10 protein-coding genes and 1 pseudogene are annotated in these 13,405 nt (G+C 68.5%); 8 read left to right on the top strand and 3 right to left on the bottom strand.

The annotated features are described in order from the left end of the window. The first annotated feature begins 354 nt into the window (after positions 1–354). Positions 355–1,278, top strand: a complete 924-nt coding sequence (locus E6A21_RS05565) for an MFS transporter (RefSeq protein ID WP_138443163.1) — start codon at positions 355–357, stop codon at positions 1,276–1,278. Between the two features lie 515 nt (positions 1,279–1,793). Here the strand turns inward: E6A21_RS05565 and katG are convergent. Further along, the gene (gene katG / locus E6A21_RS05560; protein ID WP_138443162.1) at positions 1,794–3,992 is read right to left on the bottom strand and encodes a catalase/peroxidase HPI; all 2,199 of its coding nucleotides are present in this window, start codon (positions 3,990–3,992) and stop codon (positions 1,794–1,796) included. 645 nt (positions 3,993–4,637) lie between these two features. Then, positions 4,638–5,177, bottom strand: a pseudogene (locus E6A21_RS05555) (alcohol dehydrogenase catalytic domain-containing protein); the annotation flags it as partial. Between the two features lie 102 nt (positions 5,178–5,279). Between E6A21_RS05555 and E6A21_RS05550 the strand changes: the two are divergent. Then, a complete protein-coding gene (locus E6A21_RS05550; RefSeq protein WP_246036216.1) occupies positions 5,280–5,951 on the top strand; it encodes a catalase family protein in 672 nt (223 codons plus the stop codon). On the opposite strand, the gene E6A21_RS05545 is transcribed toward E6A21_RS05550, so the two are convergent. Next, a complete protein-coding gene (locus tag E6A21_RS05545) occupies positions 5,930–6,895 on the bottom strand; it encodes an NAD(P)-dependent oxidoreductase (RefSeq protein ID WP_342777844.1) in 966 nt (321 codons plus the stop codon). The two genes, E6A21_RS05550 and E6A21_RS05545, sit on opposite strands and share 22 nt — an antisense overlap. Between E6A21_RS05545 and E6A21_RS05540 the strand changes: the two genes are divergently transcribed. The 6 genes from E6A21_RS05540 to E6A21_RS05515 all read left to right on the top strand — a co-directional run bounded on the left by E6A21_RS05540 (position 6,888) and on the right by E6A21_RS05515 (position 13,399). After that, positions 6,888–7,229: a TfoX/Sxy family protein gene (locus tag E6A21_RS05540; protein WP_246036215.1), complete on the top strand. Its 342-nt coding sequence runs from the start codon at positions 6,888–6,890 to the stop codon at positions 7,227–7,229. The genes E6A21_RS05545 and E6A21_RS05540 overlap by 8 nt on opposite strands. A gap of 95 nt (positions 7,230–7,324) precedes the next feature. After that, positions 7,325–8,308 (top strand): ABC transporter ATP-binding protein, encoded by a 984-nt coding sequence (locus E6A21_RS05535; protein WP_138443158.1) that lies wholly within the window; start codon positions 7,325–7,327, stop codon positions 8,306–8,308. A gap of 1 nt (position 8,309) precedes the next feature. Continuing rightward, positions 8,310–9,932, top strand: a complete 1,623-nt coding sequence (locus tag E6A21_RS05530; RefSeq protein WP_246036214.1) for an ABC transporter permease — start codon at positions 8,310–8,312, stop codon at positions 9,930–9,932. Next, a complete protein-coding gene (locus E6A21_RS05525; RefSeq protein ID WP_138443156.1) occupies positions 9,929–10,393 on the top strand; it encodes a GbsR/MarR family transcriptional regulator in 465 nt (154 codons plus the stop codon). The genes E6A21_RS05530 and E6A21_RS05525 overlap by 4 nt, the downstream gene beginning before the upstream one ends. 144 nt (positions 10,394–10,537) lie before the next feature. Beyond that, entirely contained in the window at positions 10,538–12,580 is a 2,043-nt protein-coding gene (locus tag E6A21_RS05520; protein ID WP_138443155.1) for a phosphocholine-specific phospholipase C, read from the top strand. A gap of 168 nt (positions 12,581–12,748) precedes the next feature. Then, complete coding sequence (locus tag E6A21_RS05515; RefSeq protein ID WP_138443154.1) at positions 12,749–13,399, top strand: SDR family oxidoreductase; 651 nt, start codon at positions 12,749–12,751, stop codon at positions 13,397–13,399. Positions 13,400–13,405 lie beyond the last annotated feature (6 nt).

Below are 13,405 nucleotides of genomic sequence, written 5' to 3'. Positions count from 1 at the left end.
ACAAGTACCGATGGTCACAAGAGCGCCGGTCCACGCGCCACATCCGTCAAATGCTCTCGCCGTTCGCCGTGCGACCGAAAAGCGCGATGCGTAGGCGTAGGGCCCTGGCCAGGACTGCCGATCAGCACCAAGCTCGGCGCTTACCCAGAACTAGGCCGACTCGTTTTGCGTCACGTTCTGGCCCCCAGAAAACACTTGAACCTTCAAGGGAGCACCCTACTTTCGTCTAGGCGATATGGGAACACGCAGTTCTAATATCGAACGCCCATCCAGTGCCTGTCACAACGATGTGAATTGAGGGAAGCTCATGTCTCTTCCGGTCCGCGCGTCCATCCCAGCGGAGAACTGCCGCCGGTGAGCGCCGCCCCGACCGCGGTCTCCGCGCGCAGCATCAACGCCCGGCTCGACCGCCTTCAGGTGTGGTCGCTCTCACCGTCGTTCATCGCCATCATCGGCCTGGGGTTCCTTTTCACCTTCTACGACATCTTCGACATCAACGTCTCGTTCATCCAGACGTGCGTGAGCCTCCAGAAGGGCTGCACGCCCGAGACCGCGCTCGACGCCCTGCCCCTCCCAGTCGTACTCAACCTCGCGGGCTACGTGGTGGGCACACTCGTTCTCAGCCCGGTCGCCGACCGCATCGGACGGCGCAACATGCTGCTGGTCACCATGCTCATCACCGGCTTGGGCTCCCTGTACACGGCGTTTTCGACGGACTACCTGAACTTCACCATCTCCCGCATCGTGACGGGTATCGGCATCGGCGCCGACCTCGCGATCGTCAACACCTACATCAGCGAGGTCGCACCAAGGCGTTCGCGTGCGAAATTCACCACCGTCATCTTCATCATGTCCGCCCTCGGGGCGTTCTTCGGTATCTGGCTCGGCCTCTGGCTCACGACGCCCGCGACCCCGTGGCCCCTTGGTCTCCCGTTCGCCGCCGCCGGCCCCGGCTTCGAGGATGGCTCGCGCTGGATGTACGGGATCGGCGCGATCCTTGCCGTCGTCGCGATCCTGCTCCGGTTCGAGCTCCCCGAGTCCGCGAGATGGCTCGCGCAGCGAGGCCGACTCCAGGAAGCAGACAAGACCGTCGCCGACATGGAGCAACGCGCCCTCAAGAAGGGCTCGCTCCCCGAAGTTGTCGCTCCCGCGACTCCTCAAACGTCCGACGACGCCGAAGCCGCCTTGCGAGGGGAGGACGACCAGTCGTCGCGAACGACGACGGCGCGCACTCCCCAGGGGTGCGCGCCGCCGCCGTGCCCAAAGGGGCACCACTGAGGGGAGCCGGTTGCTGAGAAACGCATTCAGCGGATGCCCGTGTCGCACGAGATGTCAGCTCGGGGCGCATGTCCTGCTCGAACCGTGATCGGCATCCTCGAGCATCGCGGCCACGCCGCTCCCGTCACGGTGAGAACGTAGTTCCCGGCCGCCAGATCAAGGGCGTAGTGCCCAGCCGCATCGCTACGCGTCGAGGAGACGACGACACCGCTCGCGGTCAGCGCCTGAACATCCGTTGCGACCGGACGCGGCGGGCACGCCTGGTCCTCCCTCTCAACAGGACAGGTCGGTCCAGCCGCCACCAACCCGTACACGCCCGTGCCGGTGAGGCCTCGGAAGGAGGCACCAACGTCGTCCCCGGTGGCGGTGGGCGCTGGAGGCGACGATGATGCGGAGCTTGCCCTGCGCCGTCGTCGTTCGCTAACCAGGCGCGCCTGCCGCCACCTGGGACCAAAGACAGGCAGGCCGCGGTCATCACGCGATGACCGCGGCCTGCTTGCATCATCCAGAGACGGTTAACGCGTCAGATCGAACCGATCGAGGTTCATGACCTTGCTCCACGCCTTCACGAAATCACGGACGAACTTCTCCTTCGCGTCGTCGCACGCGTAGACCTCGGCAATCGCGCGCAGCTGCGAGTTGGAGCCGAAGACAAGGTCGACGGCCGTGGCCGTCCACTTGGGTTCGCCTGTAGCCCGGTCGCGCCCCTCGTAGACGTTCTCCTCGGACTCGGACGCCCTCCACTCCGTTCCCATGTCGACCAGATTGACGAAGAAGTCGTTCGTCAGCGTCTCGGGCCGGTCCGTGAACACTCCGAGCTGCGACTGCCCGAAGTTGGCGCCGAGCGCCCGCATCCCGCCCACGAGGACGGTCATCTCGGGCGCGGTCAGGCTGAGCATGAACGACCTGTCCACGAGCATCGTCTCCGGTGGCAGCTTCTGGCCAGCCCGGAGGTAGTTGCGGAAGCCGTCTGCCTTCGGCTCGAGCACCGCGAACGACTCCACGTCCGTCTGCTCCTGGGAGGCGTCCGTGCGTCCGGGCGCGAAGGGGACCATGATCTCGAAACCGGCCTTCCTCGCCGCCTGTTCGATTGCCGCACCCCCGCCCAAGACGATGACGTCAGCGAGCGAGACCTTCTTGCCGCCCGTCTGGGAGTCGTTGAAGTCCTGCTGGATCTGCTCGAGGGTCTGCAGCACCTGGGCCAGCTCCGCAGGCTGGTTGACCTCCCAGTCCTTCTGCGGCGCGAGACGGATGCGTGCGCCATTCGCTCCGCCGCGCTTGTCGGTGCTGCGGAAGCTCGACGCCGACGCCCAGGCCGTCGAGACGAGCTGGGAGATGGAGAGGCCCGAGTCCAGGATCTTGGCCTTGAGACCCGCTAGATCGTTCGCCCCGACCAGTTCATGGTCGACGGCGGGAACGGGGTCCTGCCAGATCTGCGGCTCCGGGACCCACGGGCCGAGGTAGCGGGTGACGGGGCCCATGTCGCGGTGGAGCAGCTTGTACCAGGCCTTCGCGAAGGCGTCGGCGAGCTCCTCCGGGTGCTCGTAGTAGTGCTGGGAAATCGGCCCGTAGATCGGGTCTTCCCGCAAGGCCACGTCAGTGGTCAGCATCATCGGCGCGTGGCGCTTCGACGGGTCGTGAGCATCGGGAACGGTGTTCTGGGCCTCGGGATTCGTGGGTCGGAACTGCTTCGCTCCGGCCGGGCTTTCGGTGACCTCCCAGTCGTACTTCATCAGGTTCTCGTAGAAGCCGTTGTCCCACTTGGTCGGCTCATTGGTCCACGCACCTTCGAGTCCGCTCGTGAGCGTGTAGGGTCCGTTGCCCGTCCCCGCGAAGTTCTTCCAGCCGAGGCCCATCTGCTCGATGGGCGCAGCCTCGGGCTCGGGTCCAAGATTCTCCGGCTTGACTGCGCCATGGGTCTTGCCGAAGGTGTGGCCCCCGGCGATGAGCGCCACAGTCTCCTCGTCGTTCATGGCCATCCGTCGGAACGTCTCGCGGATATCGTGCGCCGCCCCGAGCGGATCCGGATTTCCCTGCGGACCTTCGGGGTTCACGTAGATGAGGCCCATCTGGACTGCGCCAAGCGGATTCTCGAAGTCGCCGGGGGACGTGTAGCGCTCGTCGCCCAGCCAGGTGTCCTCGGGACCCCAGAAGACCTCTTGCGGTTCCCAGATGTCCTCCCGCCCGAAGCCGAACCCGAAGGTCTTGAAGCCCATGGATTCCATGGCGACGTTGCCCGCGTAGACGATCAGATCCGCCATCGAGATCTTGCGGCCGTACTTCTGCTTGATGGGCCACAGCAGGCGTCGCGCCTTGTCGAGGCTTGCGTTGTCGGGCCAGCTGTTGAGGGGAGCGAAACGCTGCGCGCCGCTCCCGCCACCGCCCCGGCCGTCCTCGATGCGGTAAGTTCCCGCAGAGTGCCACGACATGCGGATGAAGAACGGCCCGTAATGGCCGTAGTCCGCGGGCCACCAGTCCTGGGAGTCGGTCATGAGCGCGATGAGGTCCTGCCTCAGCGCCTCGACGTCGAGGCTCTTGAACTCCTCGGCATAGTTGTAGTCCTGGCCCATGGGGCTGGACTCGGGCGAGCCTTGATGGAGGACCTGCAGGTTGATCTGGTTCGGCCACCAGTCGTGGATCGTCCTGGGCCGACTCGTCTTCGGAGTCGGAGTCGGGATTGCCGGGTTCTCGCTTTCGCTGCCACTCTCAGACACGGCTGTCTTCTCCTTTTCCCTGTTCGCTTCGGTTCGATGGCTTGTCTCGGATGTCTAGGGCTTGGTGGAAGTCATGGCCAATGTGGGGCACATCGACGCCAGTGCCAGTCGGCGCTGCGCGCTCGAACTCGGAAGTGCTCGGCACCCTTCGGAGTATTGACCACTCTGCGGGGATCAGTAAAGGGTCGATCACCGAGTCGACACTGGGGCCCGGCGACCCGCCGCGCCTGGGTGAGCGGCGCCGTCGTCCGTTGGGCCAGTTCTGGCGCGGGCCGCGATCCCCCTTTGACTTCGGGGTGATGATGGGTCAATGAGCGACGACACTGAAATGGTCCAGCGCGGCATCGGGATCCTGACGGCGACCCTCTCATGGGAGCCCGACGACCCCGCGGCCACGAAGATGTTCAAGGAGTCCTTGAAATCGCTGGTTCGGCTCGACGAGGGTGTGTCGGTTTCGTTCGCCGGCGGCACGCCGGAACAGATCGAGGCGCTGCGCGAGGTTCTCCCCCAGCTCGTGACCGGCGTCATCGAGGCGCTGGCACCGGATTACACCCGACTGGTGCTTGGGATGGCCGCAGGCTTCAAGACCGTGGCCGACGCGTACAAGCGGGACATGCCGGACGCCGACATCGAGGGGATCCTTTCGCAGCCCAGGAGCGCGGCGACGGTGGGCGGGACGTCGTCGCCCACCGGCACGATGGAGCGCTCGTCCACGACGGCGTGCGTCGCGAAGCCGGAGACCCCGAGGTGATGCGCCACCGGCTCCCCGCCGCGCTCAAGGTGGCGGGTGCCCGTCAGGAGGGTCCCCTCCGCGTTGGATGCGCTGCCCGCCGAGCACGGCAGCCGTCCCTCCGTCTTGCACGCGGCGCATTCGCCGCAGCGGGGCAGGAAGGTCATGACGACGCGCTGGCCCACCCGCACCGACTGCACGCCCGGACCCACTGCCTCCACGATCCCCGCCGCCTCATGCCCGAGGAGCATCGGCAGCGGCCGCGGGCGAGAGCCGTTCACGACCGAAAGGTCCGAGTGGCACAGTCCGGCAGCCTCGATGCGGACCAGCAGTTCGCCCGGGCCGGGACCGGTGAGGTCGAGCTCGTCGATCGTGATGGGGCGGCTGTCCGCGTACGGAGGCTCGGCGCCCATCGTGTTCAGCACGGCACCGCGGATGGTGCGGGGGTTCGTCATGCTCCCACCGTAGGCCGCCGCGACAGTCGGCGGGAGGCGGTTGAATAAGGTCGGCGATGCTTGCCCTATGACAACAGGACCGTCTTTGGCAGACTGCAACAAGTGACGCATCCGACCGATCTCCTCGGGCAGCTCTTCGCCGGCGCCTTCGACGTCCTCAAGACGTTCCGCCCGCGCCGCCCCATCCATCCGCAGGGTGTCCTGCTCAAGGGGACGCTCGAGCGCGTAGGCGGCGGCCCGCCGTCGGGCATCGACTTCCTGGACACCCCGGGCACGACGCCGGTCACCGCGCGTCTCTCGCGCTCGCTCGGCGTGCCCGTGTCGTGGCCGGACATCGTCGGCCTCGCGGTCCGCCTCCACACGGACGACGGCGACGCCGACGTCCTGCTTGCGTCGACCGGTTGGCGCGTCCCCAACAGATTCGCGCTGACGTGGCATCGGACGGCGGGAGCTGCGCGGCTCACCTCGCTCATGCCGTACCGGGGCCGGAAGGGCCCGGTGCTGCTCGGGGCGACGACGAGGGGCGCCGACCCGGGTGCGCCCGGGCGCTACCGGCCAGACACCGAGTGGGAGCTCGACCTCTTCTGGGCCAGCCCCTTGGGGCCGTGGCGGAGGTTCGGCTCGCTGCGGCTCGGAGCCGAACTCGACGGAGAGGGCCGCGTCCAGGACACGGCTCTCCGTTTCGATCCGCTGCTCAGCGTCCTGCCCACGGCCGGCACGTACGAGTGGACGCGCCGGCTCCGCGAGCACTCCTACAGGCTCGCGCGGTCCTGATCACCGCCGTCGAACGCCGTGATCACGGACGCCATGTCCTCTGAACCGTGGCCGGCCTCGATCGCATCCTGGAACTGCGCGGCCAGCGACTGCATGAACGCGGAACGCGTCCCCGCGTAGTCCATCGCCTCGACGATCAGCTGCGCGTCCTTTGCCGCCCCGCTGAGCGGGAACGCGGGCGGGAATTCGCCGGCAATCATGGCCTTGCCCTTCAACTGCGCGTAGGCACAGTCGGTGGCCCCGCCCGAGATGGTCTCGAGAAAGAGGGTGGGGTCGAGGCCGAGCCTCTTCGTGAGGTCCACGGCCTGGGCCGTCGCGCCCACGATCGAGAGGACCCACGAATTGGCGACGAGCTTGAGCTTGTGGCCGTCGCCGAGCAGCTCGCCCACCCAGACTGTCTTCGAGCCGATTGCGTCGAAGACCGGCTGGACCCGCTCACGCAGGTCGCTCGGGCAGCCCGCGAGGACCAGCAGCGTCCCCTCCTCGGCTGGCTGCCTCGTGCCGAGCACGGGTGCGTCGACAAAGGCGATGCCCTCGTAGCCGGCGCGCTCCGCGAGCCGGGCGACGCCGGGCAGCCCGACCGTGCTGCTCTGGATCCAGACAGCATCCTCGCGCATCGCCGGGAGCGCCTGCCCCATGACGTCCTCGACCGCGTCCGCGTCGAAGAGCATGGTGAGGACGAAGTCCGCCTCGGCGACCGCGTCCTTCGCGTCGCTGGCTATCTTGATGCCCGCCTCCGCGAGCGGCTCGGCCTTCTCGCGGTGACGGTTCCAGGCGGTGACGTCGAACCCCGCTCTGACGAGGTTCTTCGCCATGCCGCTGCCCATGATGCCGGTTCCGAGTACTGCCACTGATGTGCTCATTGCGCCTCCGAGTCTCGTTTCCTCCACCCGATTCGATACCCAGCCGCTTGCCGTGGCAACCGGGCGTGGGAGGATGAGCATCGTGGCGTACGACGACGAGCTCGCAGGCAGGATCCGCGGCGTCCTGACCGGAAAATCCGATTTCACCGAGAAGAAGATGTTCGGCGGCCTCGCGTTCATGATCGGCGGCAACATGGCCGTGAGCGCGAGCGGCCAGGGCGGCATGCTCCTCCGCGCGGATCCCGCCGCGAGCGACGAGCTCTGCTCGCATCCCGGCGTGGAACTGGCCGTCATGCGCGGCCGGCCGATGGACGGCTGGCTGCGGGTCGACCCGGAAGCGATCGCTTCCGAGGACGACCTCGAGCGGTGGGTGCGGGTCGGCGTCGAGTACGCGAGTTCGCTGCCGCCGAAGTAAACCCGACCCTGACCTTCCTTCACTGATTCCCCACCTCGCACCCAACGCACTTCGGAACCTTCACAAAATTCTGAAACAAGTGCACACTGACGGGTATGGACGCAGTCATCAAGACGACCGATCTGCACAAGAGCTTCGGCCACGTCAAAGCGCTCGACGGCCTCGACCTCGAGGTTCGCGAGGGCGAAATCCACGGCTTCCTCGGCCCGAACGGCGCGGGGAAGTCCACGACGCTGCGCATCCTGCTGGGGCTCGCGCGGGCGTCCTCCGGCAGCGCCAGCCTGCTGGGCCGCGACCCGTGGACCGACGCCGTCGAACTCCACCGCCGCATCGCGAGTGTCCCCGGGGATGTGAGCATCTGGCCCAACCTGTCCGGCGGCGAGGCCATCGACCTCGTCTCCCGCCTCCGGGGCGGTTCCGACGACGCCGCCTACCGCGAGCGCAAGCGGCACCTGTGCGAGCTCTTCGACTTCGATCCGACCAAGAAGGGCCGCGCGTACTCGAAGGGCAACCGCCAGAAGGTCGCCCTCATCGCGGCCCTCGTGACACCCGCCGAGGTCTACCTCCTCGACGAACCCACGAGCGGCCTCGATCCCCTCATGGAGTCCGTCTTCACGCGGGAGATCCGCCGCCTGGCTCGGGAGAACGGGGTGACCGTGCTCCTCTCGAGCCACATCCTCTCGGAGGTCGAACAGCTCGCCGACCGTGTGAGCATCATCCGCTCGGGCCGGATCGTCGACGGCGGCACCCTCGACTCGCTGCGCCACCTCACCCGCACCGAGATCTCGTTCTGGCAGGACAGCGTCGACCCGACCTCGCTCAATGCCCTGAGCCAGGTCCACGACCTCACGGTCGCTGAGGGCCGGATCAAGTTCAGCGCGGACTCCGACCGCGTCCACGAAGTCCTTCCCCTCCTCGGCAGCCTCGGGGTCAAGGGCCTCCTCGTCACGCCGCCGTCGCTCGAGGAACTCTTCCTCCGCCACTACGGGGATCACGTCACCCCGGCGGCACCGGAGCCAGCGGACGACGGCGCCCCGCACCGCCGTCGTCATCGCTCCGCCGCGCGGACGGGGGCCTGAGATGTCCACGCTCTGGATCCTGTACCGGCAGCGGCTCCGCCGCGACCGGCTGCAGCTCGCGGTCTGGGTGCTCTCGATCGGCGTGCTCGGCCTCTTCTCGGTCTCTGCAATCGCGAAGACGTTCGGCGACGAGGCCTCCCGCGCCCAGGTGCTGCAGCTCGCGACAGCGACGCCCGCGATCCTCGTGCTGCGCGGCCTCGCCCGCGGACCCGCGCTCGACTCGTTCACGTTCTTCGAGATCTACGCGTTCCTCGCTCTCCTCGCGGGCCTCATGAACACGTTCATGGCCGTACGGCACACCCGCGCCGAGGAGGAGTCGGGGCGGGCCGAGCTCGTGGCAGCGACCGGGGCGGGCCGCTGGTCGCCGCTGGCGGCGACAGTTCTGCACGGGCTCGTGGCGGATGCGCTCGTCTCCGTGGCTGTCGCGCTCGGATTCATCGCCGGCGGGCTGGATCCCGCCGGGTCCTTCGTGGCGGGCCTGGCAACGGGGGCCGCGGGCTTCGCGTTCCTTGGGGTCGGCCTCCTCGCGGGCCAGTTCTTCAGCACGTCCCGCGCCGCGAACGGCATTGCGGCCGCGCTCGTGATGCTCGCGTACCTGCTCCGCGGCTATGGCGACGCGACCGGCACGGTGAGCGCGGACGGCATGACCGTGACCGCGGCGTGGCCGAGCTGGCTCTCCCCCACCGGCTGGGGCCAGCAGACCTTCGCCTACACCGGCAACCGCCTCTGGCCGCTCCTCCTGCCGGTGGGCCTCGCCGCGGCCTGCATCGGCGTCGTCGTCCTCATCATGGCGAGGCGCGACGTCGGGGCGAGCGTCCTCGCAGGACGCGCGGGACGACCCGATGCGCGCGCCTCGCTCCGCGGAACCTTCGCGCTCGCGTTCCGGCTCCAGCAGGGCACCATCGTCGGCTGGTGCCTCGGCGGCCTCGCGACCGGACTCATCACGGGCTCCCTCGGATCGGCGATCCAGTCCACCCTCTCGAGCAACGCGTCGATCACCGACGCCCTCCGGGCCATGGTCGAGGCGCAGGGAACGTCCATGACGCAGCTCCTCGTCGCGGCCCTGTTCGAGATCGCGGGCGTCCTCGCGGCCGCGTGCGGCGTGCAGGCCGTGCTCCGCATGCGGCAGGAGGAGGCCGCCGGAACCGCCGAATTCGTCCTCTCGGAACCCGTCGGCCGGGCGCGCTGGCTCGGGAGCTTCGTGGGGCTCGGCGCCATCTCGGTCGTGCTCGTCATGGGGTTCACGGCCCTCGGCGCGTGGGTCTCCCTCGTCGCCTCGGGCGACACCTCGACCGCCGTCGGCGACGTCTGGCAGACCGCGCTCGCCCAGCTGCCCGCCGCGCTCATCTACCTCGCGCTTCCCGCCGCGGTGTTCGTCGTCTGGCCGCGCGCCACCATCCCGGCGGGATGGGCGCTGCTCGGCCTCGGCGTCGTGCTCGGGATCTACGGCGGCATGCTCGGCTTCGACGAGAAGATCAGGGACATCTCCCCCTTCACCCACACCCCCGTGGTCACGAGCACGGGAACGGACTGGAGCGGCGGCTTCTGGATGCTCGCCGTCGCTGCGGTCCTGGCCCTCGTATCGCTTGCGCTCATGCGCCGCAGGGAAATAGGAACGGCATGACAGACTCAGCCCGAATGCCCGGCTCGGCGGAGACCTCCGCGGCCGTCCTCGCCGCTGCCGGGTTCCCGAAGATGCCGGCCCGCGCGCTCATGGCGCTCGTGGTGTCGCCGGACGGCGCGCTCACCGCCGCCGAGCTCGCGGAGGTGCTCGCCGCGAGCCCGGCCGCCGTCTCGGGCGCCGTGCGGTACCTGCAGACGCTCGGCTTCGTGCACCGCGTCTCGCAGCCGGGCAGCCGGCGCGACCGGTACGCGCTCCCCGACAACGCCTGGTACGTCGTCACGCTCCGGCAGAACCCGGTGTACGAGCGCTTGGCCGACCTCGCCGAGGCAACCGTCGAGGCCCTGCCGGAGGACTCCCCGGCGCGGGCCCGGGTCGACGAGATGGGCCGCTTCTACCGGTTCCTCATGGCGCGGCTGCCGGAGCTCCTCGACGAGTGGGAGGCGGAGCGGCTCGAGGTGTAGTAACCGGCCCGGGTGTAGCAGCCGGAGCGAGGCTCCCATCTCGACGGCGTGACTTCAGCGGAACGCAACCCGGGCTTCACCTGCGCATGGCAGGCTCCTCCGCGGGGGACAGCAGCAGCACCGAACCCATAAGGAGCACTGCCCATGCCTGGTTTGAACCGTCGTCACTTCCTCCAGCTTTCGGCCGCCGCAAGCGCAACCACTGCGATCTCGCAGATGCTCGGCGAGAGCGTTGCCCGCGCCGCGTCCATCCCTGCCAACCGAGCGACCGGCTCGATCAAGGACGTCGAGCACGTCGTCGTCTTCATGCAGGAGAACCGCGCGTTCGACCACTACTTCGGCACCCTCAAAGGCGTACGCGGCTTCGGCGACCCGCACCCGGCCCTCCTCCCGAGCGGCGAGATCGTCTGGCACCAGAACAACGGGACCCGCGACGTCCTCCCCTACCACCCGACCGCCCCGAACCTCGGGATGCAGTTCATGGAGGACCTCGACCACTCGTGGAAGCTCACGCACGAGGCCTTCGACAACGGAAAGTACGACAAGTGGCTCCCGGCCAAGTCCGAGGCGACCATGGCGTTCTACGAGCGCAGTGACATCCCGTTCCACTTCGCGCTGGCCGATGCGTTCACGGTGTGCGACGACTACCACTGCTCGGTCCTCGGCCCCACGGACCCGAACCGGTACTTCATGTTCACTGGCTGGGACGGCAACGACGGCACCGGCGGCGGCCCCGACCTGTGGAACGCCGAGGTCGGCTACTCGTGGAGCACGTACCCCGAGCAGCTCGAGAAGGCCGGCGTGAGCTGGAAGGTCTACCAGGACGTGGGCGACGGGCTCGACGCCGCTGGCTACTGGGGCTGGACGAGCAACGCGTACATCGGCAACTACGGCGACAACTCGCTCCTCTACTTCAAGCAGTACCAGAACGCGCAGCCCGGCAGCCCGCTCTACGACAAGGCACGCACGGGCACCAACGCGAAGGCCGGCGACGACCTCTTCCGCATCTTCCGGAACGACGTCGCCTCGGGCACCCTCCCCCAGGTCTCGTACATCGTCGCGCCCGAGGCCTACACGGAGCACTCCAACTGGCCCCCGAACTTCGGCGCCTGGTACATGGCGAACATCCTGGACATCCTCACGTCCAACGCTGATGTGTGGAGCAAGACCGCGCTGTTCATCATGTACGACGAGAACGACGGCTTCTTCGACCACGTCGTCCCCCCGCACCCCAACACGCCGCAGATCCCGGGCGACTCGACAGTCTCGACCGCTGATGAGTACTACGCCGGCGCGAACGACGTCCCCGGGAACTTCGGCCTCGGTGTCCGCGTGCCCATGATCGTCGCCTCGCCGTGGAGCATGGGCGGCTGGGTGTGCTCGGAGACGTTCGACCACACGTCGATCATCCGTTTCCTCGAGGCCCGCTTCGGCGCCCAGTCGCCGAACATCTCGGCGTGGCGCCGGGCGGTCTGCGGTGACCTCACGAGCGCCTTCGACTTCGCCGGGACCGCCAGCACCGTTCCCGCGATGCCGGACACGTCGTCGTACAAGCCCGCGGACCAGAATCGGCACCCGAGCTACGTGCCCACGCCTCCCGCGGTCAACTCGATGCCGAGGCAGGAGCCGGGCACGCGGGCGTCGCGCCCGCTCGGCTACGCGCTGGGCGTCGAGGCAGCGGTCGACGGCGGGAAGCTCACCGCACGTTGGACCAACGCGGGCAAGCTCGGGGCGCACGTCCAGCTCCGCTCGAACCTCCTCGCCGCAGCCCCCTACTCGTACACCATCGGTGCGGGCACGTCCCTCAGCGCCTCCTGGAATCTCGGCGCGACCTACGACGTGCAGATGCACGGACCGTCCGGCTGGTACCGGCGGCTCGCGGGGACGACGGCGGCCGCGGACATCCGCGTGACGGTCGCCGGGGACGGGGCCGCGCGGCATGCGCAGTTCCGCGTGGAGAACGCCGGCACGAAGACGGTCGAGCTGAAGCTCAGCGACGCGTACGGTGCAGGGTCGCAGGCCTTGACGCTCAACGCAGGTCAGGCCAAGACCGTGGTGGTTCCGACCCAGGGCGGCTGGTATGACCTCACCGTCGCCTCGACCACCGAGCCGACGCTCGTGCGCGTCCTGGCCGGTCGCCTCGAGGACGGGCGCCCGCTCACGAGCGATCCGCAGCTCGGCCGCTAGCACCCGCTCCGCGAGCCGCCGGTCTCGCCCGCGTTCGCTTCGGCGCACGGGGGTGAGACCGGCGTGTCGTCGGACGACACGGCGCACCCGCCCCTAGAAGTGGGACGGAGCGCTCGATAGCGTGGCTCCTGAACGCGTCAAGCAGAAGGCACGGGAGGGAGACCGATCATGGCACGGATCGCAGTCATCGGCGGGCACGGAAAGGTCGCACTCAAACTCGAGCCGATCCTCGCCGGACGGGGAGAATTCGTGAGCGCGGTCATCCGCAACCGGGAGCACTCCACGGATGTGACGGCGGCGGGTGCCCACCCCGTCGTCGCCGATGTCGAGCAGCTCGACACCCCTCAGCTCGCCGACCTGCTCAACGGCTACGACGCGGTCGTGTGGTCAGCCGGGGCCGGCGGCGGAAGCCCGGCACGCACGTACGCCGTGGACCGCCACGCTGCCATCCGCTCGATGGACGCCGCCGCCAGCGCTGGAGTGCAGCGGTACGTCATGGTCTCGTACCTCGGTGCCCGGAAGGACCACGGAGTCCCGCCGGACCACTCGTTCTTCCCCTACGCCGAGGCGAAGGCTGCCGCCGACGACTACCTGCGCTCGACGTCGCTGGACTGGACGATCGTCGCACCGAGCACCCTCACCCGGGAGCCGGGGTCGGGCAGGATCGACCTCGCGGACCACACCGATTCACGGAACGTCAGCAGGGACGACGTGGCAGCCGTCGTCGCGACGGTGCTCGGGATGCCGAACACAGTGGGCAAGTTCATCGGCTTCAATCAGGGGGAAACCCTCATCCCGGACGCCCTCGCATCGCTCTGAGTCCCG

It is taken from the genome of Sinomonas susongensis (genome assembly GCF_005877005.1).
Taxonomy (GTDB): domain Bacteria; phylum Actinomycetota; class Actinomycetes; order Actinomycetales; family Micrococcaceae; genus Sinomonas; species Sinomonas susongensis.
The sequence above is the reverse complement of the archived record's forward strand: the minus strand, read 5'-3'. Positions and strand labels throughout refer to the sequence as shown.

Bases quoted from the DNA above. Each gene is read 5' to 3' on its own strand.
- E6A21_RS05540 (WP_246036215.1), top strand. From the start codon at position 6,888: ATGAGCATCGTGGCGTACGACGACGAGCTCGCAGGCAGGATCCGCGGC.
- E6A21_RS05545 (WP_342777844.1), bottom strand. From the start codon at position 6,895: ATGCTCATCCTCCCACGCCCGGTTGCCACGGCAAGCGGCTGGGTATCG.
- E6A21_RS05535 (WP_138443158.1), top strand. From the start codon at position 7,325: ATGGACGCAGTCATCAAGACGACCGATCTGCACAAGAGCTTCGGCCAC.
- E6A21_RS05530 (WP_246036214.1), top strand. From the start codon at position 8,310: ATGTCCACGCTCTGGATCCTGTACCGGCAGCGGCTCCGCCGCGACCGG.
- E6A21_RS05525 (WP_138443156.1), top strand. From the start codon at position 9,929: ATGACAGACTCAGCCCGAATGCCCGGCTCGGCGGAGACCTCCGCGGCC.
- E6A21_RS05520 (WP_138443155.1), top strand. From the start codon at position 10,538: ATGCCTGGTTTGAACCGTCGTCACTTCCTCCAGCTTTCGGCCGCCGCA.
- E6A21_RS05515 (WP_138443154.1), top strand. From the start codon at position 12,749: ATGGCACGGATCGCAGTCATCGGCGGGCACGGAAAGGTCGCACTCAAA.